Annotated in this window: 8 protein-coding genes; all 8 read right to left on the bottom strand. The window is 72.5% G+C overall.

Annotated elements, in window-relative coordinates:
- Positions 1–59: 59 nt before the first annotated feature.
- The 8 genes from P3T37_RS02335 to P3T37_RS02300 all read right to left on the bottom strand — a co-directional run bounded on the left by P3T37_RS02335 (position 60) and on the right by P3T37_RS02300 (position 22213).
- Complete coding sequence (locus P3T37_RS02335) at positions 60–14600, bottom strand: type I polyketide synthase (protein ID WP_280721664.1); 14541 nt, start codon at positions 14598–14600, stop codon at positions 60–62.
- A 237-nt stretch (positions 14601–14837) separates the two neighbouring features.
- Positions 14838–15944 carry an NAD(P)-dependent alcohol dehydrogenase gene (locus P3T37_RS02330; RefSeq protein ID WP_280721663.1) on the bottom strand — a complete coding sequence of 369 codons (1107 nt, stop codon included), beginning with the start codon at positions 15942–15944 and terminating at the stop codon, positions 14838–14840.
- A complete protein-coding gene (locus P3T37_RS02325; RefSeq protein WP_280721662.1) occupies positions 15941–16744 on the bottom strand; it encodes an SDR family NAD(P)-dependent oxidoreductase in 804 nt (267 codons plus the stop codon). The genes P3T37_RS02330 and P3T37_RS02325 overlap by 4 nt, the downstream gene beginning before the upstream one ends.
- Positions 16745–16755: 11 nt before the next feature.
- A complete protein-coding gene (locus P3T37_RS02320) occupies positions 16756–18405 on the bottom strand; it encodes an FAD-binding protein (protein WP_280721661.1) in 1650 nt (549 codons plus the stop codon).
- Between the two features lie 115 nt (positions 18406–18520).
- On the bottom strand, positions 18521–19972 hold the full coding sequence (locus P3T37_RS02315) for an MFS transporter (RefSeq protein ID WP_280721660.1): 1452 nt from the start codon (positions 19970–19972) through the stop codon (positions 18521–18523).
- Positions 19969–20172, bottom strand: a complete 204-nt coding sequence (locus tag P3T37_RS02310; protein ID WP_280721694.1) for a (4Fe-4S)-binding protein — start codon at positions 20170–20172, stop codon at positions 19969–19971. Before P3T37_RS02310 ends, P3T37_RS02315 begins: the two co-directional genes overlap by 4 nt.
- 17 nt (positions 20173–20189) lie before the next feature.
- Positions 20190–21410, bottom strand: coding sequence for a cytochrome P450 (locus tag P3T37_RS02305; protein ID WP_280721659.1), 1221 nt, complete (start codon positions 21408–21410; stop codon positions 20190–20192).
- A 41-nt stretch (positions 21411–21451) separates the two neighbouring features.
- On the bottom strand, positions 21452–22213 hold the full coding sequence (locus P3T37_RS02300; RefSeq protein WP_280721658.1) for an SDR family oxidoreductase: 762 nt from the start codon (positions 22211–22213) through the stop codon (positions 21452–21454).
- Positions 22214–22266: the final 53 nt, after the last annotated feature.

Here is a 22266-nt window from a genome sequence, read left to right as displayed (position 1 = left end):
GTTCAGCCTTTCGGGGTGTCGCAGAGTCAGCAGGGTCAGCACAGTGCAGGTGGAGGACGTCATTCCAGTCCCCCGTCGATCAGCGCGAACAGCTCGTCGTCGGTCGCGGAGTCCAGCGCGTCGTCGGCGCTCTCCTCCACGGACGCAGCGGATGCGGCGGCCGGAAGGGCGTCCCGTCCGCAGAGGGCGAGCAGCTCGGCCAGCCGGTCGCCGATCTCGGTCCGCGCGGCCTCGTCGCCCAGCAGGGCGCCCAGGCTGCCCTTGAGACGGTCGAGTTCGGCCAGGACGGGCGCCGCGGCCGGGACGTCCTCGACGACGAACTGCTCCTTGAGGTAGCCGGCCAGTTCGACGGGCGTCGGGTAGTCGAAGACCAGCGCGGTGGGCAGCCGCAGTCCGGTGGCGGCGTTGAGCCGGTTGCGCAGTTCGACCGAGGTGAGCGAGTCGAAGCCGAGGGACTTGAAGGCGCGGTCCTGCTCCACGGAGTCCGCGCCCGCGTGGCCGAGGACGGTGGCGGCCTGGGTGCGCACCAGGTCGATCAGCAGTCGGTCGCGCTCGGCGTCCGGCAGGCCGGCGAGCCGCTGCTCCAGGGTGGCGGAGTTCTCCACCGCAAGTCCGGCCACGGCGCGCCGCGGCACGGCACGGACCAGGCCGCGGAAGAGCGGCAGCAGGCTCGCGCCCTGTCGGCCGAGGGCCGCGACGTCCAGCTTGGTGGCCGCCACGACGGGCTCGCCGAGCGACTGGGCGGAGTCGAACAGCTCCATGCCCTCGCCGGAGGAGAGTGCGATCAGTCCGCCGCGGGCCATCCGGCGCAGGTCGGTCTCGTCCAGGTGGCCGGTCATCCCGCTGGCCTCGGCCCACAGGCCCCACGCCACCGAGACGGCGGGCAGGCCCTGGCGGCGGCGGTGCTGGGCCAGTGCGTCGAGATAGCCGTTGGCCGCCGCGTAGTTGCCCTGGCCGCCGGCGCCCATCAGGCCGCCGACCGAGGAGTAGAGCACGAACATGGACAGGTCCAGGTCGGCGGTCAGCTCGTGCAGGTGCCAGGCCGCGTCGACCTTGGGCCGCATCACCTGGTCCAGCTGCTCGGGCGTCATGTCGGCGACGACGCCGTCGTCCAGCACGCCCGCGGTGTGCACCACGCCGGTCAGCGGGTGCTCAACCGGGATCGCGGCGAGCAGCTCGGCCAGCGCCGCGCGGTCGGCCACGTCGCAGGCCGCCAGGGTGACCCGGGCGCCGAGCGCGGTCAGTTCGGCCGCCAGCTCCTCGGCGCCCGGTGCCGCGGCACCGCGCCGACTGGTCAGCAGCAGGTCGCGCACCCCGTACTCGGTGACCAGGTGGCGGGCGGCGAGGGTGCCGAGACCGCCGGTGGCGCCGGTGATCAGCACCGTGCCGCCGGGGGCCGGGCGGGCGGGGACGGTCAGCACGACCTTGCCGACGTTGCGTCCCTGCTGCAGGAAGCGGAACGCCTCCGGTGCGCGGCGCACGTCCCAGGCGGTGACGGGCAGCGGCGCGAAGACGCCCTTCTCGAACAGGGCCAGGATCTCGACCAGCATCTCCTGCACCCGGTCCGGCACGCCGCCGACGGCGCCCGGCTCGGTGCGGGCGAGCACGGTGAGGTCGTACACCTGGTAGTCCACCCCGGGGTGGTCGGCGGCGAGGCGGTCCGCGTCGCGGATGTCCGTCTTGCCCATCTCCAGGAACCGGCCGCCGCCGGGCATCAGCCGCAGCGAGGCGTCGATGTACTCGGCCGCAAGCGAGTTGAGGACCACGTCGACGCCGCGTCCGCCGCTCACCCGCTGGAACTGCGCTTCGAAGTCCAGCGTGCGCGAGGAGGCGATGTGGTCGTCGTCCAGGCCGAGCGCGCGCAGCGTGTCCCACTTGCCGGGGCTGGCCGTGCCGTAGACCTCGGCGCCCAGGTGGCGGGCGAGCTGGACGGCCGCGATGCCGACGCCGCCGGCCGCCGCGTGCACCAGCACCGACTCACCCGGGCGGACCTGGCCGAGGTCGACCAGACCGTAGTACGCGGTGAGGAAGACCACCGGAATGGCTGCCGCCTGGGCGAACGTCCACCCGTCGGGCATCCGGGCGATCAGCCGCCGGTCGCCGATCGCCACCGAGGCGAAGGCGCCGTCGAACAGGCCCATCACCTGGTCGCCGACCCGCAGGTCGTCGACGCCGGGACCGACCTCGATGACCACGCCCGCGCCCTCGCGGCCCATCTGGGCGCCGTTCTCGGGCACCAGGCCGAGCGCCACCAGGACGTCGCGGAAGTTCAGGCCGGCCGCGCGCAGCGCGACCCGGACCTCGCCGGCGCGCAGCGGCGCCGCCACCTCGGGGCAGGGGGCGATGGCCAGGTTGCGCAGGGTGCCCTTGACCGGGGCGACCACCCGCCACTCGGGGACGTCCGGAGTGGGCAGCAGGTCCTCGCCGGTGGCCGAGCGGGAGAGCCGGGCGGCGTGCAACTCGCCGGAGCGCAGTGCCAGTTCACGCTCACCCGCATCGATCGCCGCGGCCAGCGCCCGGGCCGGCAGCAGCGCGCTGTCGGTGTCGAGCAGGACGAAGCGGTCGGGGTTCTCGGTCTGCGCCGAGCGCAGCAGGCCCCAGGCGGTGGCGGCGGCCGGGTCGGTGACCGGCTCACCGGAGCGGGCGGCGACCGCGCCGCGGAACACCGCCAGCAGCCGGGTGTCGGCCAGGCGCTCGTCGGCCAGCCAGGCGCGGGTCAGTTCGAGCACGCGGTGCGCCGCGGCCCCCGCGGTGTGGGCATCGATTCCGCCGCCCTCAATGGGCAGGATCGTCACCGCAGGAGCCGTGGCGCCTCGGGCCACCGAGTCCACCAGTGCGGCCAGGTCCGGATGGACCGTGGCGCCGGTGGCCTCGGTGAGTTCATGGGTGGCGCCGACCAGCGCCCAGCCGCTCGCGTCGTACCGGTCGGTACCCGCCTCGACGGTGGGCAGGGTCGGCCAGTCGAGGCCGAACAGTGCATCCGATCGGCCGGTGCCGGTGCCGCTGCCGCGCAGGGCCTCCGGCGAGATCGGCCGCAGCGTCAGGCTCTCGACGGTGGCGACCGGCGCGCCGGCGCCGTCGGCCAGCACGAAGGAGGCCGCGTCGGGGCCGGTGAAGGTGGCCCGGACCCGCAGCATGCGGGCGCCGGTGGCGTGCACCCGCACCCCGGACCAGGCGAACGGCAGGCCCGCCTGGCGCTCACCACGGGTCACGCCGGGCAGCAGCAGGTGCAGCGCGGCATCCAGCAGGGCCGGGTGCAGAGCGAAACTGCCTGCCTCGGAGGCGAGTTCCTCGGCCAGGGCGACCTCGGCGAAGACCTCGTCGGCGCCGCGCTGCCACAGCCGGCGCAGCCCCTGGAAGAGCGGGCCGTAGCCGAACCCGGCCTCCGCGAGGCGCTGGTAGCCGCCGGCGAGGTCCACCTCCTCGGCGCCGGACGGCGGCCAGGCGGTGAGGTCGACGGCCGGGGCCGGCTCGGCCGGGGCCAGCGTGGCGGTGGCGTTGCGGGTCCACGGCTGCTCCCCGCCCTCGGGGCGGGAGTGCACGGCCAGCTCGCGGCGGCCGTTCGGGTCCGGCGCGCCCACGGCGAGCTGGAGCTGGATCGCGCCCTGCTCGGGCAGGATCAGCGGCGCGGCGAGGGTCAGCTCCTCGACGCTGTCGCAGCCGACCCGGTCGCCGGCCTGGGTGGCCAGCTCGACGAAGGCCGTCCCGGGCAGCAGCACGGTGTCAAAGACGGTGTGGTCCACCAGCCACGGGTGGGTCTGCCGGGAGAGCCGGCCGGTGAGCACCAGGCCGTCGCCGTCGGCGAGTTCGACCGCAGCGCCGAGCAGCGGGTGCCCGGCGGCGGTCAGGCCGGCCGAGGACACGTCACCGACGCCCGCCTCGGCGGACAGCCAGAAGTGCTCGTGCTGGAAGGCGTAGGTCGGCAGGTCGACCCGCCGGGCGTCGGTGCCGGTGAAGGCGGCACTCCAGTCGACCGGCACGCCGGCCGCGAACGCACCGGCGATCGAGCCCAGCAGCTGCGCCAGGCCGCCGCGGCCGCGCCGCAGCGAGCCGAGGAAGAGTGCGTCCGCACCGGTCGCCTCGACGGTCTCCTCGATGCCCACGGCGAGCACCGGGTGCGGGCTCATCTCGAGGAAGACGTCGTACTTCTGCTCCAGCAGCGCCCGCGTGGCGTCCTCCAGGAGCACGGTCTGACGCAGGTTGCGGTACCAGTAGGCGGCGTCCATGCCGGTGCCGTCCACCCAGTCGGCGGTGACCGTGGACAGGAACGGCACCTGTGCGGGACGCGGGCGCACCGGCGCCAGCAGCTCGGCGAGCTGCTCCTCGATCAGCTCCACGTGGGCGGAGTGCGAGGCGTAGTCCACCGGGATCCTGCGCGCCTTGACCTCGTCGGCCACCAGCGCCTGGTAGAGCTCGTCCAGCGCCGCGGAGTCGCCGGAGACGACGGTGGAGGACGGTCCGTTGACGGCGGCCACCGAGATCCGCTCGCCCCAGCCGGCCAGCCGCTCGACGGTGCGCTCCCTGGGCAGCGGCACCGACATCATGCCGCCCTGCCCGGCCAGCGCCAGCAGCGCCTGACTGCGCAGCGCCACGATGCGTGCGGCGTCCTCCAGGCTGAGCGCGCCGGCCACGCAGGCCGCGGCGATCTCGCCCTGCGAGTGGCCGATCACGGCCGCGGGTTCCACACCGTAGGAGCGCCAGACGGCGGCCAGCGCCACCATGACGGCGAACAGGGTCGGCTGGACGATGTCCACCCGGGCCAGCGAGGAGTCGGCCGGGTCCTCGGCCACCTCGCGCAGCACGTCGAGCAGCGACCAGTCGGTGAACGGTGCGAGCGCCGCCGCCGAGGCGGCGATCGACTCGGCGAACACCGGTGAGGTGTCCAGCAGTTCGGTCGCCATGCCGACCCACTGCGAGCCCTGGCCGGGGAAGACGAAGACGGTCTTGTCCCGGCTTCCGCCGGCCGCCCCCGCCACCAGGCCGGGCGCCGGTGCGCCGGTGGCCAGCGCCTCCAGGGCCGTCAGCAGCTGCTCGCGGTCCGCGCCGAGGACGACGGCGCGGTGCTCGTGCAGCGTCCGGGTCTCGGCCAGCGAGCGGCCGATGTCCTGCGGACGCGGGGCGTCAGGTGCGTCGGACGCGCCTGCGAAGGTGTGCAGCGCCGCGGCCTGCTCGCGCAGCGCGGCCTCGCCGCGGGCGGAGACCACCCACGGCAGGACGGCGGGCGCGGCAGGGTCAACAGCGGGTGCCTGCTGACCGGTTGCCGCCGGTGCGGCCTGTTCGAGGATCACGTGCGCGTTGGTGCCGCTGATACCGAAGGAGGAGACGGCGGCCCGGCGCGGGCGACCGGTCTCGGGCCACTGCCGAGCCTCGGTCAGCAGCTCCACCGCGCCCGACTCCCAGTCGATCATCGGCGACGGCTGCTCGACGTGGAGAGTCCTGGGCAGCACGCCCGCGCGCATCGCCATCACCATCTTGATCACCCCGCCGACGCCGGCGGCGGCCTGGGTGTGGCCGATGTTGGACTTCAACGAGCCCAGCCAGAGCGGCTGTTCGGCGGTGTGCTGCTGACCGTAGGTGGCCAGCAGCGCCTCCGCCTCGATCGGGTCGCCCAGCCGGGTGCCGGTTCCGTGCGCCTCGACCGCGTCCACGTCGGCGGGCGTCAGTCGGGCGCTGGCCAGCGCCTGGCGGATGACGCGCTGCTGAGCAGGACCGTTGGGGGCGGTCAGGCCGTTGGACGCACCGTCCTGGTTGACCGCCGAACCACGGACCACGGCAAGGATGTTGTGGCCGTTGCGCTGCGCGTCGGAGAGCCGCTCGACCAGCAGCAGGCCCACGCCCTCGGCCCAGCCCGTACCGTCGGCGTCCGCCGAGAAGGACTTCGAACGGCCGTCCGGGGCCAGCCCGCGCTGGCGGCTGAACTCGACGAAGGTGCCCGGGGTCGACATGACCGTCACGCCGCCGGCCAGCGCCAGGTCGCACTCGCCCGAGCGCAGCGCCTGCGCCGCCAGGTGCAGAGCGACCAGCGAGGAGGAGCACGCGGTGTCCACGGTGACGGCAGGGCCGGTCAGACCGAAGGTGTAGGAGAGCCGCCCGGAGATGACGCTTCCGGTGTTGCCGGTCAGCAGGATGCCTTCCAGATCCTCCGGCATCTGGCCGACCTTGGGCGCGTAGTCGTGGTACATCACGCCGGCGAAGACGCCGGTCTGGCTGCCCTTCAGGGTGGCCGGGTCGAGGCCGGCGCGCTCGAAGGTCTCCCAGGCGGTCTCCAGCAGCAGGCGCTGCTGCGGGTCCATCCCCAGGGCCTCACGCGGCGAGATCCCAAAGAACGCCGGGTCGAAGAGGCCCGCGTCGTGCAGGAACCCGCCCTCGCGGACGTAGGTCTTGCCGGGGCGCTCGGGGTCCGGGTCGTAGAGGTCGGCGTCCCATCCACGGTTCTCCGGCAGACCGGAGATCGCGTCGGTACCGGTCGCCACCAGGCGCCACAGGTCCTCCGGCGAGGCGACCCCGCCCGGGTAGCGGCAGGCCATACCGACGATCGCCAGCGGCTCGTCCGCGTCGGCCGACCGAACCGACCGCACGCCGCGGCCTGCGGCCGGCTCCTCCGACTCCTCCACCTGCGCCAGCTCGGCCGCCAGGTGGTCGATCACCGCCCGGGGGCTCGGGTAGTCGAACACCAGCGTGGTCGACAGGCGCAGCCCGGTGGCCGAATTGAGCTGGTTGCGCAGCTCGACCGAGGTCAGCGAGTCGAAGCCGAGCTCCTTGAACGCCCGGTCCGGGTCCACCGACTCCCCGCTCGCGTGCCCCAGCACCGCTGCGACCTGCGTGCCGACCAGGTCGGCCAGCACGCGGTTGCGCTCGGCGGCGCTGAGCGCGGCCAGCCTGCGGCGCAGCGGCTCGGCGGCCGAGCCGCGGGCGGCGGAACGGCTGCGGCGGGCCGGGCGGGGCGCCAGACCGCTCAGCAGCTGATGCACCTCTCCGCGCTCTGCCTGGGACCGCAGCTGCGCGGTGTCCAGGTTCATCGGCACCAGCAGCGCCTGCTCGCGGCCCGGCGTGAGGCAGGCGTCGAAGAGCGCCAGCCCGTCCGCGCGGTCCAGCGGGGCGACCCCGGCCCGGGCCATCCGCTGGAGGTCGGTGGCGTCCAGCGTGTCGGCCATGCCGCCGCCCTGCGCCCACAGGCCCCAGGCCAGCGCGAGCGCCGCGCTGCCCTTGGAGCGCCGGTGGTGCGCGAGCGCGTCCAGGAAGGTGTTGGCCGCCGCGTAGTTGCCCTGCCCCGCCGCACCGATCAGGCCGGAGATCGAGGAGTACAGGACGAAGGCGGACAGGTCCAGGTCGGCGGTGAGCTCGTGCAGGTGCCAGGCGGCGTCGACCTTGGGCCGAAGCACCCGGTCCAGCTGCTCGGCGCTCAGGCTGTGCACCACGCCGTCGTCGAGCACACCGGCGGTGTGGACGACGGCGGTCAGCGGCTGCGAGGCCGGGATCTCGGCCAGCAGCTCGGCCAGCGCCGCACGGTCGGCCGCATCGCACGCGGCGAGCGTGACCTGCGCGCCCAGGGCGGTCAGCTCAGCGGCCAACTCCTCGGCACCCGGCGCCGCAGCACCGCGACGGCTGGTCAGCAGCAGGTGGCCGACACCGTGCTCGGTGACCAGATGACGGGCCAGCAGAGCGCCGAGACCGCCGGTGCCGCCGGTGACCAGCACCGTGCCCTCGGGACCGAACGGACCCGCGGGCAGCTCGACCGACGACGACGCCACCGCCCGGACCAGGCGGGGGGCGAACACCGCACCGGCGCGCAGGGCCAGCTGAAGCTCGCCGGAGGTGACGGCGGCGGGCAGCAGCCGGCCGGACTCCTCCAGCCCGTCGCCGTCCAGCAGGACGAACCGGCCGGGGTTCTCGGTCTGCGCCGAGCGCAGCAGGCCCCAGAGGGCCGCCTGCGCCAGATCCTCGACATCCGCGCCGTCGTAGGTGGCGACAGCACCCTGGGTCAGCACCGCCAGCGTGGACGCCTCGAACCGCTCGTCGGCCAGCCAGCTCCGCAGCAGGTCCAACAGCTGGGAGGTCAGACGCCGGGCGCTGCCGGGCACGTCCACCGGGTCACCGCTCTGCGCCGGCACCAGGACGACGGCGGGAACCGCCGCGCCGGCGTCCACCGCACGAACCAGCGCCGCCAGGTCCTCGTGGTTGGCGACCTCCGCCGGGAGGCCCGGCACCGACGCGCCGCCCAGCACCGCGACGGATGCGGCGGACGCGTCAGACGCAGCAGACGCGACGGGCGCCGGGGTCCACGCCACGCGGTACAGCGAGTCGTGCATCCGTGCCCCGGCCCCGCGCAGCGATTCGACGCTCGCCTCGCGCCACAGCAGTTCGCGCACGGCGGCCACCGGCGTGCCGGCGTCGTCCGCCAGCTCCAGGGCCACCGTCTCAGCACCGGTCCAGGTCAGCCGGACCCGCAGGCTCGACGCGCCCGCCGTGTGCACGGTGACGCCGGACCAGCCGAACGGCAGAGCGCGGGGACGCTCCGAGTCGACCACGCCGCGCAGCAGGGGGTGCAGGACGGCGTCCAGCAGGGCCGGGTGAAGAGCGAACAGGGCGGCCTCGGCGCGCAGTTCGTCCGGCAGGGCGACCTCGGCGAACAGCTCGCCGTCGCGCTGCCAGACCGCACGGAGCCCCTGGAACGCCGGGCCGTAGGCGTAGCCCTCATCCACCAGACGCCCGTAGACGCCCGTCAGATCCACCTCGGTCGCGCCGGCCGGCGGCCAGACGGTGAGGTCGACGGCCGGGGCCGGCTCGGCGGTGGCCAGGACGGCAGTGGCATGGCGCACCCACGGCTGGTCCTCACCCTCCGGGCGGGAGTACACGGTGAGTTCGCGCCGGCCGCTCTCGTCGGCGCCGCTCACGGTCAGCTGGAGCTGGACCGCACCAAGCTCGGAGAGGACCAGCGGCGCGGCGAGTGTCAGTTCCTCGACGGTGTCGCAGCCGACCCGGTCGCCGGCCTGGGTGGCCAGCTCGACGAACGCCGTGCCGGGCAGCAGGACAGTCCCGAAGACCGCGTGATCGGCCAGCCAGGAGTGGGTGGAGAGGGAGAGCCGTCCGGTGAGGACCAGGCCCTCGCCGTCGGCGAGTTCGACCGCAGCGCCGAGCAGCGGGTGCCCGGCGGAGGACAGACCCGCCGACGACACATCGCCGGTGGGAGCCGGGGCCAGCAGCCAGTACCGCTCCTGCTGGAAGGCGTAGGTGGGCAGGTCGACGTGCTGGGCACCGGAGTTGGCGTAGTAGGCCTGCCAGTCGACGGGGGTGCCGGTCACGTGGAGGCGGGCGAGCGCCGTGACGAGCTGCTGCGCCTCCGGGCGGCCCTTGCGCAGCGCCGGGACGGCCGGGAGCTCGGTCACCTCGGCGGCCATCGCGGACAGCACGGCATCCGGGCCCAGTTCGAGGAGCGAGTCGATACCGCGGGCCTCGATCGTGCGCACCGCATCCGCGAAGCGGACCGGACGGCGCACGTGCTCCACCCAGTACTCGACCGACTGGAGCTCCTGCGCGGAGGCAAGTTCACCGGTCACCGTCGAGACGATCGGCAACTGCGGAGCATGGAACGTGAGTCCGGAGACGACCTGCCGGAAGTCCGCCAGCATCGGGTCCATCAAAGGCGAGTGGAACGCGTGACTCACCGACAGCTGCTTGAACTTCACCCCCAGCCCGGCAGCAACCGCCAGGACATCAGCCTCAACACCCGCCAGCACAACGGACGTCGGCCCGTTGACGGCCGCGATGGCGACCTTGTCCGACAGCAGCGGAAGGACCGTCTCCTCCGACGCGGCGACAGCGACCATCGCGCCACCGGCCGGCAGCGCCTGCATCAACCGACCGCGTGCCGACACCAGCGCGCACGCATCCGCCAGAGACAGCACGCCCGCGACATGCGCGGCAGCGATCTCACCGATCGAGTGACCCGCCAGCACCTCGGGCTTCACACCCCAGGACTCCACCAGGCGGAACAGCGCCACCTCCAGCGCGAAGAGCGCAGGCTGCGTGTTCCCGGTCTCGTCCAGACCCTCACCCGAGAGGATCACCTCCCGCAGCGACGGGTCCAGGTGACCGAGCACCTCGTCCAGAGCGGCCGCGAACACCGGGAAAGCCTCGTACAACTCCTTGCCCATGCCCACGCGCTGAGCACCCTGACCGGTGAACATCACACCCACCCGACCAGAACCGGCGACACCCTCCACCGTCTCATCGCCCACCAGCACCGCCCGGTGCTCGAACACCGAACGCCCCACCGCCAGCGACCAACCCACATCAACCGGCCGCAGCCCCGCAACCGCCGACCGCAACCGCTCAACCTGCCCCTGAAGCGCACCCGAAGTCCGACCCGACACCACCCAAGGCGTCACCACCGGAGCAACACCCTCAGCAACCGCCGAGAGCACCGGCGCCTGCTCCAGCACCACATGCGCATTCGTGCCGCTGATCCCGAACGACGACACCGCCGCCCGCCGAGGACGACCCGTCTCCGGCCAGTCGCGGGACTCCGACAGCAGCTCGACCGCACCAGCCGACCAGTCGATCAGCGGGGACGGCTCACCGACGTGCAGCGTCCGAGGCAGGACCCCGTGCCGCATCGCCTCGATCATCTTGATCACGCCACCCACACCGGCAGCTGCCTGCGCGTGGCCGATGTTGGACTTCAACGAGCCCAGCCAGAGCGGCTGTTCGGCGGTGTGATCCTGACCGTAGGTCGCCAGCAGCGCCTCCGCCTCGATCGGGTCACCCAGCCGGGTACCCGTCCCGTGCGCCTCCACCACATCGACATCGGCCGGCGTCAGCCGCGCGTTCGCCAGCGCCTGACGGATCACCCGCTGCTGCGACGGACCGTTCGGCGCGGTCAGCCCGTTGGACGCACCGTCCTGGTTGACCGCCGAACCACGCAGCACGGCAAGGACGTTGTGGCCCTTGCGCTGCGCGTCGGAGAGCCGCTCGACCAGCAGCAGGCCAACCCCCTCGGCCCAGCCGGTGCCGTCCGCATCCGCCGAGAACGCCTTGCAGCGTCCGTCAGCGGCCAACCCGCGCTGCCGGCTGAACTCCAGGAACATCCCGGGCGTCGACATCACGGCCACGCCGCCCGCCAGAGCCATCTCGCACTCGCCCGAGCGCAGCGCCTGCGCGGCCAGGTGGAGTGCCACCAGCGACGAGGAGCACGCCGTGTCCACCGTCATGGCCGGACCCAGCAGCCCGAAGGTGTAGGCGATACGGCCGGACATGATGCTGGGCGTCCCGCCCGTGAGCACGTAGCCTTCGACCGCGTCGGCGGCCTCGTGCATGCGGGGGCCGTAGTCCTGGACCGTGGCGCCCACGAAGACACCGGTCTGCGTGCCGCGGACCAGCTCCGGGTCGATGCCCGCGCGCTCGAACGTCTCCCAGGCGGTCTCCAGCAGCAGCCGCTGCTGCGGGTCCATCCCCAGGGCCTCACGCGGCGAGATCCCGAAGAACGGCGCGTCGAAGCTGCCGGCGTCGCGCAGGAATCCGCCCTGGCCCGCGTAGGTGGTGCCGGAGTGCTCGGGGTCGGGGTGGTAGAGACCGTCCAGGTCCCAGCCACGGTCGGTCGGCAGACCGGAGATCACATCAGCGCCGCCGGCCACCAGCCGCCACAGCTCCTCCGGGGAGCCGACACCGCCGGGGAACCGGCAGCCGATGCCGACGATGGCGATCGGCTCGTCGGTCGCGAAGGCGGCCGGGACGACACCGGCGGCGGACGAGGCAAGGTCCGCACCCCCGGTCTCGTCCAGGATGTGCTCGGCGAGGATCTGCGGCGTCGGGTAGTCGAAGAGCAGCCCGGAGGGCAGGCGCAGGCCGGTCGCACTCGCCAGGCCGTTGCGCAGCTCGACCGCCATGAAGGAGTCGAAACCCAGATCCTTGAACGGGCGCCGCATGTCGACGGCGGACTCCTGGCCCAGGACGGCGGCCACGTGTGCTCCGACCAGGTCGGTCACCAACTGGGCACGCTCGTCGGCGGTCAGGCCGTGGAACTGCTGCGCGAGCGCGGAGGCCACCACCGCAGCACCGACGCGCGGCGAGGGCTGGGCGTCGTCCAGCCAGTAGCGCTCCCGCTGGAAGGCGTAGGTGGGCAGGTCGACGTGCTGGGCGCCAGAGTTGGCGTAGTAGGCCTGCCAGTCGACGGGGGTGCCGGTCACGTGGAGGCGGGCGAGCGCCGTGACGAGCTGCTGCGCCTCCGGGCGGCCCTTGCGCAGCGCCGGGACGGCCGGGAGCTCGGTCACCTCGGCGGCCATCGCGGACAGCACGGCGTCCGGGCCCAGTTCGAGGAGCGAGTCGATACCGCGGGCCTCGATCGTGCGCACCGCATCCGCGAAGCGGACCGGACGGCGCACGTGCTCCACCCAGTAGTCCACCGACTGGAGCTCCTGCGCGGAGGCGAGTTCACCGGTCACCGTCGAGACGATCGGCAACTGCGGAGCATGGAACGTCAGTTCGGAGACGACCTGGCGGAAGTCCGCCAGCATCGGGTCCATCAAAGGCGAGTGGAACGCGTGACTCACCGACAGCTGCTTGAACTTCACCCCCAGCCCGGCAGCAACCGCCAGGACATCAGCCTCAACACCCGCCAGCACAACGGACGTCGGCCCGTTGACGGCCGCGATGGCGACCGTGTCCGACAGCAGCGGAAGGACCGCCTCCTCCGAAGCCTGGACCGCGACCATCGCGCCACCGGACGGCAGTGCCTGCATCAGGCGTCCGCGCGCCGACACCAGCGTGCACGCATCCGCCAGGGACAGCACGCCCGCGACATGCGCGGCAGCGATCTCACCGATCGAGTGACCCGCCAGCACCTCGGGCTTCACACCCCACAACTCGACCAGGCGGAACAGCGCAACCTCCAGCGCGAAGAGGGCAGGCTGCGTGTTCCCCGTCTCGTCCAGACCCGTGCCGGAGAGGATCACCTCCCGCAGCGACGGGTCCAGGTGCCCGAGCACCTCGTCCAGAGCGGCCGCGAACACCGGGAAGGCCTCGTACAACTCCTGTCCCATGCTGACGCGCTGAGCGCCCTGACCGGTGAACATCACAGCCACCCGACCAGAACCGGCGACACCCTCCACCGTCTCGTCGCCCACCAGAACAGCCCGGTGCTCGAACACCGAACGCCCCACCGCCAGCGACCAACCCACATCAACCGGCCGCAGCCCCACAACCGCAGACCGCAACCGCTCAACCTGCCCAGCCAGCGCAGAAGCCGTACGACCCGACACCACCCAAGGCGTCACCACCGGAGCAACACCCTCAGCAACAACCGCCGAGACCACCGGCGCCTGCTCCAGCACCACGTGCGCATTCGTCCCGCCCATGCCGAACGAGCTGACGCCCGCCAGCAGCGTCCGCTCGGCGTCCGGCCACGGGCCGCGCTCCTGCTGCACCCGCAGCTTCAGTTCGGCGAGCGGGATCGCCGGGTTGGGCGACTCGAAGTTGAGGCTGGCGGGGATCTCGCGGTGCCTGAGCGCAAGGGCCGCCTTGATCAGGCCGGCGATGCCGGCCGCGCCCTCCAGGTGTCCCAGGTTCGTCTTGACCGAGCCGACCCGCAGCGGCTGTCCGGCGTCCCGCGCCTGGCCCAGGACCGCGCCGAGCGCGGCGGCCTCGATCGGGTCGCCGACCGGGGTGCCGGTGCCGTGCAGCTCGACGTACTGGACCTGCGCCGGCGCCACTCCCGCCCGGGCGTAGGCGCGGCGGAGCACGTCCTCCTGCGCCGCCCGGCTCGGCGTGGTGAGCGAGTCGTCACTGCCGTTGTTGACCGCGCTGCCGCGGATCACGCAGTGGATGAGGTCGCCGTCGGCCAGGGCGCGCGACAGCGGCTTCAGGAGGACGGCGCCGGCGCCCTCGCCGCGGACGTACCCGTTGGCGCGGCTGTCGAAGGTGTAGCAGCGGCCGTCCGGGGAGAGGCCGCCCCAGCGCGCGGAGAGTTCGGTCGTCTCGGCCAGCAGGGCGAGGTTGACGCCGCCGACCACGGCCGCCTCGATCTCGCCGCTGCGCAGGCTCTCGCAGGCCAGGTGGACCGCGACCAGAGAGGAGGACTGGCCGGAGTCGACCACCAGGCTGGGGCCGTTGACGCCGAGGAAGTAGGAGATCCGGTTGGCGATGATGCTGCGGTGGATGCCCGTGGTGGTGTGCTGGGTCGTGCCGTCGACGCCGTCGCGGTAGATGAGCTTGGCGTAGTCGTCCCAGATGGTGCCGATGAAGACGCCGAGGCGCCGGCCGTTCAGCTGGGCGGGCACGATCCCGGCGTTCTCCAGCGCCTCCCAGGTGACCTCCAGCATGAGCCGCTGCTGCGGGTCCATGAAGGCGGCCTCGCGCGGGGAGACGCCGAAGAAGGCGGCATCGAAGAGGTCCACCTGGTCCAGGAAGCCGCCCTGGTCAATGCCCGGCCCGCCGTTCCCGCGGCCCGCCGGGCGGGCCGTGATGGCGTGCGCGTCGCCGCTGAGCAGCTCCCAGAGGGATTCGATCGTCGGCGCCTGCGGGAATCGGCAGGCCATGCCGATCACTGCGATCGCGTCATTCTGATCGAGTGACTCGCCATTGATGACGGATGCAGCGTCGTTCATCGTCCAACCTTCACTACGGAGTAATTAAAAGCAATCTGAATTTGCACTCATTACTTCTTGCCTTGGTTACGACCCTAACGGATCGGCATACGCTCGTGACCTCCTGAAAGCCCCTAGGTATCCCCTAAGCACAATGCGCAGTCAAGTCAACACAGAAGTACATGACAAAAAGGATGAGGGGCCGCCTGGGGCGACCCCTCATCCCTTTTGTTAATACCGTGTTTCCGTCAGTACACCTCAGTGCACCAGCACCGGCTTGACCGTGGCCCCGGAGGCCGTGTCGGCCACCGCCCGCTCGATCTCCTCGAACGGGTAGGTCCGGATCAGCCGGTCGAACGGGAAGCGGCCGGCCCGGTGGAACGCGATGAGCTGCGGGATGAGCAGCGCCGGGACGCTGTCACCCTCGACCACGCCCTTCACCGTCCGCCCGAACAGCGGGGAGAGTCCCAGGGACACCTCCTGCCCGGCCCCGGCGGAGCCGACCACCGCCGCCGTGCCGCCGATGTTCAGGACGTCGACGGCGGCCCGGGCGGTCCGCGGCAGGCCCACGCCGTCCACCGCGAAGTCGGCCCCGCCGCCGGTCGCGGCGACGATGTCCGCCACCAGGGACGGTGCGTCGGCGCGGCAGACGTGCGTCGCCCCGAGCTCCTGGGCCAGCTCCAGCCGGTGGTCGTGCAGGTCGACCGCGACGATCCGGTCGCAGCCCGCGATCCGGGCGGCCATCACGGCGGCCAGGCCGACCGTGCCGGCGCCGAAGACCGCGATGCTGCTGCCGGGCGCCGGCCGCAGGGCGTTCAGGACGGTCCCCGCGCCGGTCTGGAGTCCGCAGCCCATCGGTGCCAGCAGTTCCAGCGGCACGTCACCGAGGACGTCCTCGACCCTGACCACGCTGCGCTCGTGGACCACGACGTCGGAGCTGAACGAGGACTGGCCGAAGAAGTGCCCGTTGAGTTCGGCGCCCTCGGCGTCCCGGTAGGCCGTGCTGCCGTCCTTGCGGCGGCCGCGCAGGTTCAGGGCGAGGAACGCGGCGCAGTGCATCGGGTGCCCGCTGCGGCAGTTGCGGCACTGGCCGCAGCTCATCGGGGCGAGCACCACCCGGTCGCCGACGGCGACCGAGTCGACGCCCGCGCCGAGGGCGGTCACCACCCCGCTGCCCTCGTGGCCGAGGACGGCGGGCGCGGCGGGCGGCATGACCTGGTCGCGGGCGAGCAGGTCGGTGTGGCAGATGCCGCTCGCGACGAGTCGGACCGCCACCTCGCCGGGGCGCGGATCGGCGACGTCCACGTCCTCGATCAGGAACGCCCCGCCCTTCTCCCGGACGACAGCCGCCTTGGTCGATGTCATGGCTGGTTCCCTTCCGGGATCTGGACGGCTCTGACCCCGCCGTTCTCGAAGAGCAGGTTCTTCTCCCGCGCCACCGGCAGGTCCGCGAACTCGAACGGCGCGAGCGGGCGGTCGGCCATCACCAGCCAGGCCAGCCCGGTGCGCGGGTCGGCCAGCACGGTCTCCAGGGCGTCCACGACGCTCTCGGGGTCCGAGACGGCCATCCCGGCGCGGTTGAGTTCGGCCATCCGGTCGGCGATCAGCGGCGTGTCGACCAGGCCGGGGCAGAGCGCGTTGATGCGGATGCCCTCGGCCTCCAGCAGCGGCCCCAGCGAGCGCACCAGGCCGACGACCGCGTGCTTGCTGGCGGCGTAGAAGACCTCGTACGAGGGCCGCATCCCGGTGGCGCTGGCGGTGACGACGATTCGTCCGCCGCCCGCGGCCTTCAGCGGACCGTGCGCGGCCTGCACGCCGTAGACCACCGAGTCCAGGTTGACGCCCATCAGGTGCCGGTAGCGGTCCGGCGCGAAGGACTCCCCGATCGAGGTGCTCGCGATGGTGCCGGCGTTCAGGTGGACGACGTCGAGCCGGCCGAACCGCTCCACGGCGGCGGCGACCGCGGCCTCGTTCTCCGCGAGATCGCGCACGTCGGTCCGGACGAAGTACGCGCCCGTCTCGGCGGCGAGCGCCTCGCCGCGGTCGCGGTCCAGGTCGGCGATGACCACCTGGTTGCCGCGCGCGGCGAACCTGCGGACCGCCGCCGCGCCGATGCCGCCGGCCCCGCCGGTGATCAGGACCACCGAGTCGTTGAGGAGGGCCATCGGTTCCCGCCTCAACTCGGCAGCTGCACGGACAGCTTGTGGTGGAAGACGTTGCCCGGGTCGTAGGTCGCCTTGACCTGCTGGAGCCGCGCGTAGTTGTCCTTGTAGTAGAGCGTCGAGTACGGGACGCCGGAGGAGTTCCAGGCCGGGTCCAGCAGGTCGGTGTCGGGCCAGTTGACGAAGCAGCCGTCGTACTGGTCGTTCGGGACCGGGACACCGCCGGTGCTGCCGTGCAGGTCGTGGTAGAACTGCCGGTTCCAGGTCTGGTGCATGGCGTCGTCGGCCGGGTTGCTCCAGCAGCTGAAGACCGAGCCCAGCATCACGGCCGTGCGGTGCGCCGAGGCGATGGTGTTCGACGAGACGGCGTTGACCTGGCCGCCGAAGGAGCCGAGGGTGAAGCTCGACGACGGGTACGAGTAGGTGGACGAGGTCAGGTAGCCGTAGATGGTGGCGGCCTGGTCGTCGGTGTAGCGCTTGTTGAGCAGCGCGCCCTTGGTGCGCGAGCGCGGCGGGCCGGTGACGCCGACCGCGACGGCGGTGTCCTCGGTGGTGACCGTGGTGTACTCCCACGGCTGGGTACCGGTGTTGACGATCATCGCCGACGGGGTGACGTTGGTGGTGAGCGCGGTCAGGAAGTTGGTCAGCAGCTGCTGGTTGCCCGCGACGGTGGGGTCGACCTGGGCGGAGACGAGGACGTGCCCGGCCTCCTTGCGGGGAGCGATCAGCGAGGCGTAGAGCCCGTTGCCGGGCTGGCCCGGGGCGCTGTTCTGCTCGTGCCAGGTGCCGAAGTTCTTCAGCACCTGGACGAACGAGACCTGGTCCATGTCGGCCCAGTTCCAGATGGCGCGGCCGGTCATCAGCGCGCCGGGACGGGTCGGCAGCACGGCGGACGGAGTGCTGGAGGTGGCGCCCGGCGAGCGCATCCAGAACTTTGTGACGATGCCGAAGTTGCCGCCGCCACCGCCGGCCAGGGCCCACCACAGGTCCCGGTTCGGGTCGCTGGTCTCGCGGGTGGCCCGGATGACCTGGACCTGCCCGCCGGCCGCGACGGTCACCACCTCGACCGCGTACAGGTGGTCGGCCACCAGGCCGAACTGCCGGGAGAGCGCACCGACGCCGCCGCCGATGATGTGCCCGCCGGCCCCGACCGCGGGGCAGATGCCGCCGGGGAGGGTGACCCCCCAGCCCAGGTCGAGGTTGCGGTAGATCTGGCCCAGCGTGGCGCCCGGCTCGATGCTGAACGCGTTGTAGCAGGGGTCGAAGCCGACCTCGCGCATCTCGGAGAAGTCGATGATCATCTGGACGCTCGGGTCCTCGACCAGCCCGGCCAGGCCGTGCCCACCGGAACGGACGCCGATCTGCTTGCCGGCCGCCACGGCCTCGGCGACGGCGGAGACCACCTGGCCGGTGTTCCGGACGATCCGGAAGGATTCCGGAGCCGCCTGGTAGAGCTTGTTCCAGTTCCCCTGCTGAAGGTCCACATAACGCGGGTCCGACGCCGCGATGGTGACCGCCGGCGGAGTGGGCGTACCGCCGGCGGAGAAAGCGCTCGCGGTGTTCGGAGCGGCGCTTCCGGCGGCGACCGCCGTATTCGGCACGGCAAGCGCCGCGACCGCCGCACCGGCCCCCGCGATCACGCTTCTTCTGGCGTAGACGGACATGCTGAATCCCCCTGGGAAATGGGCAGGAAAGAACAATGACGATGCTAGGAGGCTTCGCCTGGAATATTCGGCGACAAGGCCCCTAAAGAACCCCAGAAAAGGTCTGGCGGTGGTGCTACTTCTTGGGACCGACGGTGATCAGCGTGCCCGCCGCCACCGCGCCGGCCAGCGCGACCACCGCTCCGCAGGCGCAGGCCACCGCGAGGCCGTGCACGCCCGCCGCCTGCGTCGCGCCGGTGCGGCCCACGTGCGCGGCCAGGTAGGTCGCGGCCGCGCTGGTCGAGATGGTGTTGAGCAGGGCCGTGCCGATCGAACCGCCCAGCTGCTGCGAGGTGCTGACCACCGCGGAGACGATCCCGGCGTCCCTGGCCTCGGTGGCCGACATCGCGGTCTGGAAGACCGGGACCGCCACGTTGCCGACACCCAGTCCGAACAGGAAGAGCGCGGGGAAGACTCCGGTCAAGTAGCTGCTGCTGGGGGTGAGTTGGGTCAGGTAGAGCAGGCCGAGCGCCGAGATGCCCAGTCCAGCCGCGATCATCACGCCGGGCCGCACCCGCAGCAGCAGCTTGCTGGCGACCTTGGTCGAGTAGCCGGCGGCGGTGACGATGTAGGCCAGGAAGGCCAGGCCCGCCTTGAGCGGCGAGTACCCCATGACGGACTGGAGTTGGTAGGTCATGCCGAGGAACATGCCGAGCATGCAGAACGCGGAGACGGCCATCGCGAGGAACGCGCCGCCGCTGTTCCGGTTGGCGAGCACGCGCAGCGGCAGCAGCGGCTGCGCCGAGCGGTGCTGGGCGACCAGGAAGGAGCCGAGCAGGACCACCGCGGCCGCCAGCGAGGCGAGGATGACCGGGGAGGTCCACCCGCGCGCGCCGCCCTCGCCCAGCCCGTAGATCAGCGCGAGCATGCCGCCGGTGGCCAGTACGGCGCCGGGGACGTCGAGCCGGGTGCCGCTCTGGCGCGGCGGGTCGGGCAGCGCCAGGTATCCGCCGACCACCACGACGACGGCGAAGACGATGTTGATGTAGAAGCACCAGCGCCAGTCGACGTAGTCGGTGAGCGCGCCGCCGAGGATCAGGCCGGTGGCACCGCCCGACATCGAGATGGCGGTGAAGACGCCGAACGCCTTGGCCCGTTCGGCCGCGTCGGTGAAGGTGGCGCTGATCAGCGACAGCGTGTTGGGGGCGATCAGGGCGGCGAAGACGCCCTGCGCCGCGCGGGCCCCGATCAGCATCGCCGGGGTGGTCGCCGCGCCGCCGACCACGGAGGCGAGGGCGAAGCCGGTGATGCCGATCATCAGCGAGCGCTTGCGCCCCAGGACGTCGCCCAGCCGCCCGCCGAGCAGCAGCAGGCCGCCGAAGGTGAGCGCGTAGGCGGTGACGGTCCACTGCCGGGAGACGTCGGTCAGGCCCACGGCCTTCTGCGCGGAGGGCAGCGCCACGGCCACGATGGTGGCGTCCAGCCAGACCATCAGCTGGGCCAGCGAGATGACCACCAGCCCCCACCAGCGCATGTCGCGTCCCCGAGCGGGCGCCTCGGCGCGGACGTCGGTCACGGTGTTCGTCACGGCTGGCTCGTCTCGGTGTAGGTGATGGCCCGCGAGGGGCACAGGTAGGCCGCTTCGCGCACCGCTTCCAGACTGTCCGCGGCCGGCTGCCCGTTCAGCAGCACCACGGTTCCGGCGTCGTCCTGGTCGAAGAGGGCGGGCGCGGACAGCACGCACTGGCCCGCGCCGATGCAGACGGCGGTGTCCGCCGTGATTCGGATGCTCATCGGATCGACCGTCACCACTCGACCGGCAGCTCGGCGAGACCGAAGACCAGGCCCTGCTTGACCGGGATCTCCTGCATCGGGACGGCCAGCCGCAGGTCGGGCACCTTCTCGAAGAGCGTGCGCAGCGCCACGTCGAGCTCCACCCGGGCCAGGTTCTGGCCGATGCACTGGTGGATGCCGAAGCCGAAGCTGAGGTGGTTGCGGACGTTGCGGTGGATGTCGAGCTCGTTGGGGCGCTCGAACTGGGCCTCGTCGCGGTTGGCCGCCGGGTTGAGGAAGATGATCCCGTCGTCCGCGCGGATCTGGGCGTCGCCGATCGTGATGTCCTCGGTGGCGACCCGGGACAGGCCGCCGGTGAGCGAGAGGAAGCGCAGCAGCTCCTCGACGGCGTTGCGCCACAGCTCCGGCTCGGCCCTGAGCTCCTCCAGCTGCTCGGGGTGCTCCAGCAGCGTCAGCACGCCCAGCGCGATGGTGTTGGCCGTGGTCTCCTGGCCGGCGATGACCAGGACCAGCGCGTAGCGGACCAGTTCGTCGCGCTCCAGGGTGCCGTCCTTGACCTGGACGACCAGGTCGTCCAGCAGCCCCTCGCCGGGCTCGGTCTCCTTGGCGACCAGCAGCTTGGCGAGGTAGTCGGTCAGGTCGCTCATCGCGTCGACGACCTGCGCGGGGTCGAAGCGGCGGTAGGTGAGGTCCTCGAAGTAGTTGCGGTCCTCGTAGGGGATGCCGAGCAGCTGCGAGAGCACGGTGGCGACCAGCGGCTTGACGTAGGCGTCCAGCAGCTCGGCGCTGTCGCCGTTGGCGATCATGTCGGTGAGCAGGCTCGCGGCGGTCTGCTCGATCTCCGGCTTGATGCCGGCGATCTTCTTGAGCGTGAAGCTGGGCAGGATGTCGCGCCGCTGCTTGGTGTGCTCCGGCGGGTCGGTCCTGATCAGCGCGCCGATGGCGGCCGAGCGCGGGGTCTGCAGCTGGGTGAGGGCCGGGATCGGCATCGGGAAGTTCGGGTGGAACCGGTTGACCGACATCGCCGGGTTCGACATGAGTTCGCGGGTCTCGGCGTGCCCGGTCACCGCCCAGACCGGGCGGCCGTCGAACTGGCGTACCCGGGTGACCGGTCCGCGGGCCCGCAGGTCCTCGTACTCGGCCGGCGGCTGGTAGGGGCAGGTGCGGGTCATCGGCAGTTCGGGCAGTGCGTCCTCGGCGCCGGGCGCGCCGCTCTCGTTCGTCTCCGCCATGGGAGGTCTCCGTTCTGGGGTGTACCGGGTCAGCGCCGGTGTCAGGGCGCCGGCGTGAGGAAGTGGCCGTCGACCCGCACGAGTTCACCGGTGACGTTGGTGTTGGCCTGCGAGCCGAGGAAGACGATCGTGTTGGCGACGTCCTCGGGGGTGGTGACCCGCTTGGTGGCCGCCGCCTCGGCGGCGTAGTTGAGCAGGCCCGGCGACATCGGCTTCTCGCCCGGGGTGAAGCCGGGCAGCACCGCGTTGGTGAGGATGCCGGCCCGGCCGAGCTCGCGGGACATCACCCGGGTCAGCCCGTGCAGGCCGGCCTTGGCGCTGGCGTAGGCGACCCGGCCGGGGAAGCCGTCCTCGGCGAAGGTGGAGGAGACGTGGACGATGCGGCCCCACTTCTTGGCGCGCATCGAGCCCACCACGGCCTGGCTGAGCAGGTAGGGGCCCAGCAGGTTGGCCTGCAGGGAGTGCGCGAAGTTCTCCGGCGGCTCGGTCTCGAAGAGCTGGCCGGGGGCGGGGAAGGCGGGCATCGCGACCGCGTTGTTGACCAGGACGTCGATGCCGCCCCAGCGCTCCTTGACGGCCTTCACCAGGCGGGTGACGGAGGCCGGGTCGGCCTGGTCGAGCTGCTCGGCGATCACCTCGCCGCCCGCGGCACGGCGGACGGTCTCCTGCGCCCCCTTGGGGTTGGCGTGGTAGGTGGCCACCACCCGCGCGCCCTCCGCCGCGAAGGCCACCGCCGCCGCGCGGCCGATGCCGCCGGTGGCGCCGGTGACGACGACGACCTTGTCCTTCAGTCCGAAATCCATCGTGCTCCCCATCCTTTGTGCGCTGCTCTGCGCGGGTCAGTGGTTGTCCGGGG

The sequence above is a fragment of the Kitasatospora sp. MAA4 genome (genome assembly GCF_029893355.1).
Taxonomy (GTDB): Bacteria; Actinomycetota; Actinomycetes; order Streptomycetales; family Streptomycetaceae; genus Kitasatospora.
Note: the sequence above shows the minus strand (reverse complement) of the source record. Positions and strands in the feature narration are given on the sequence as shown.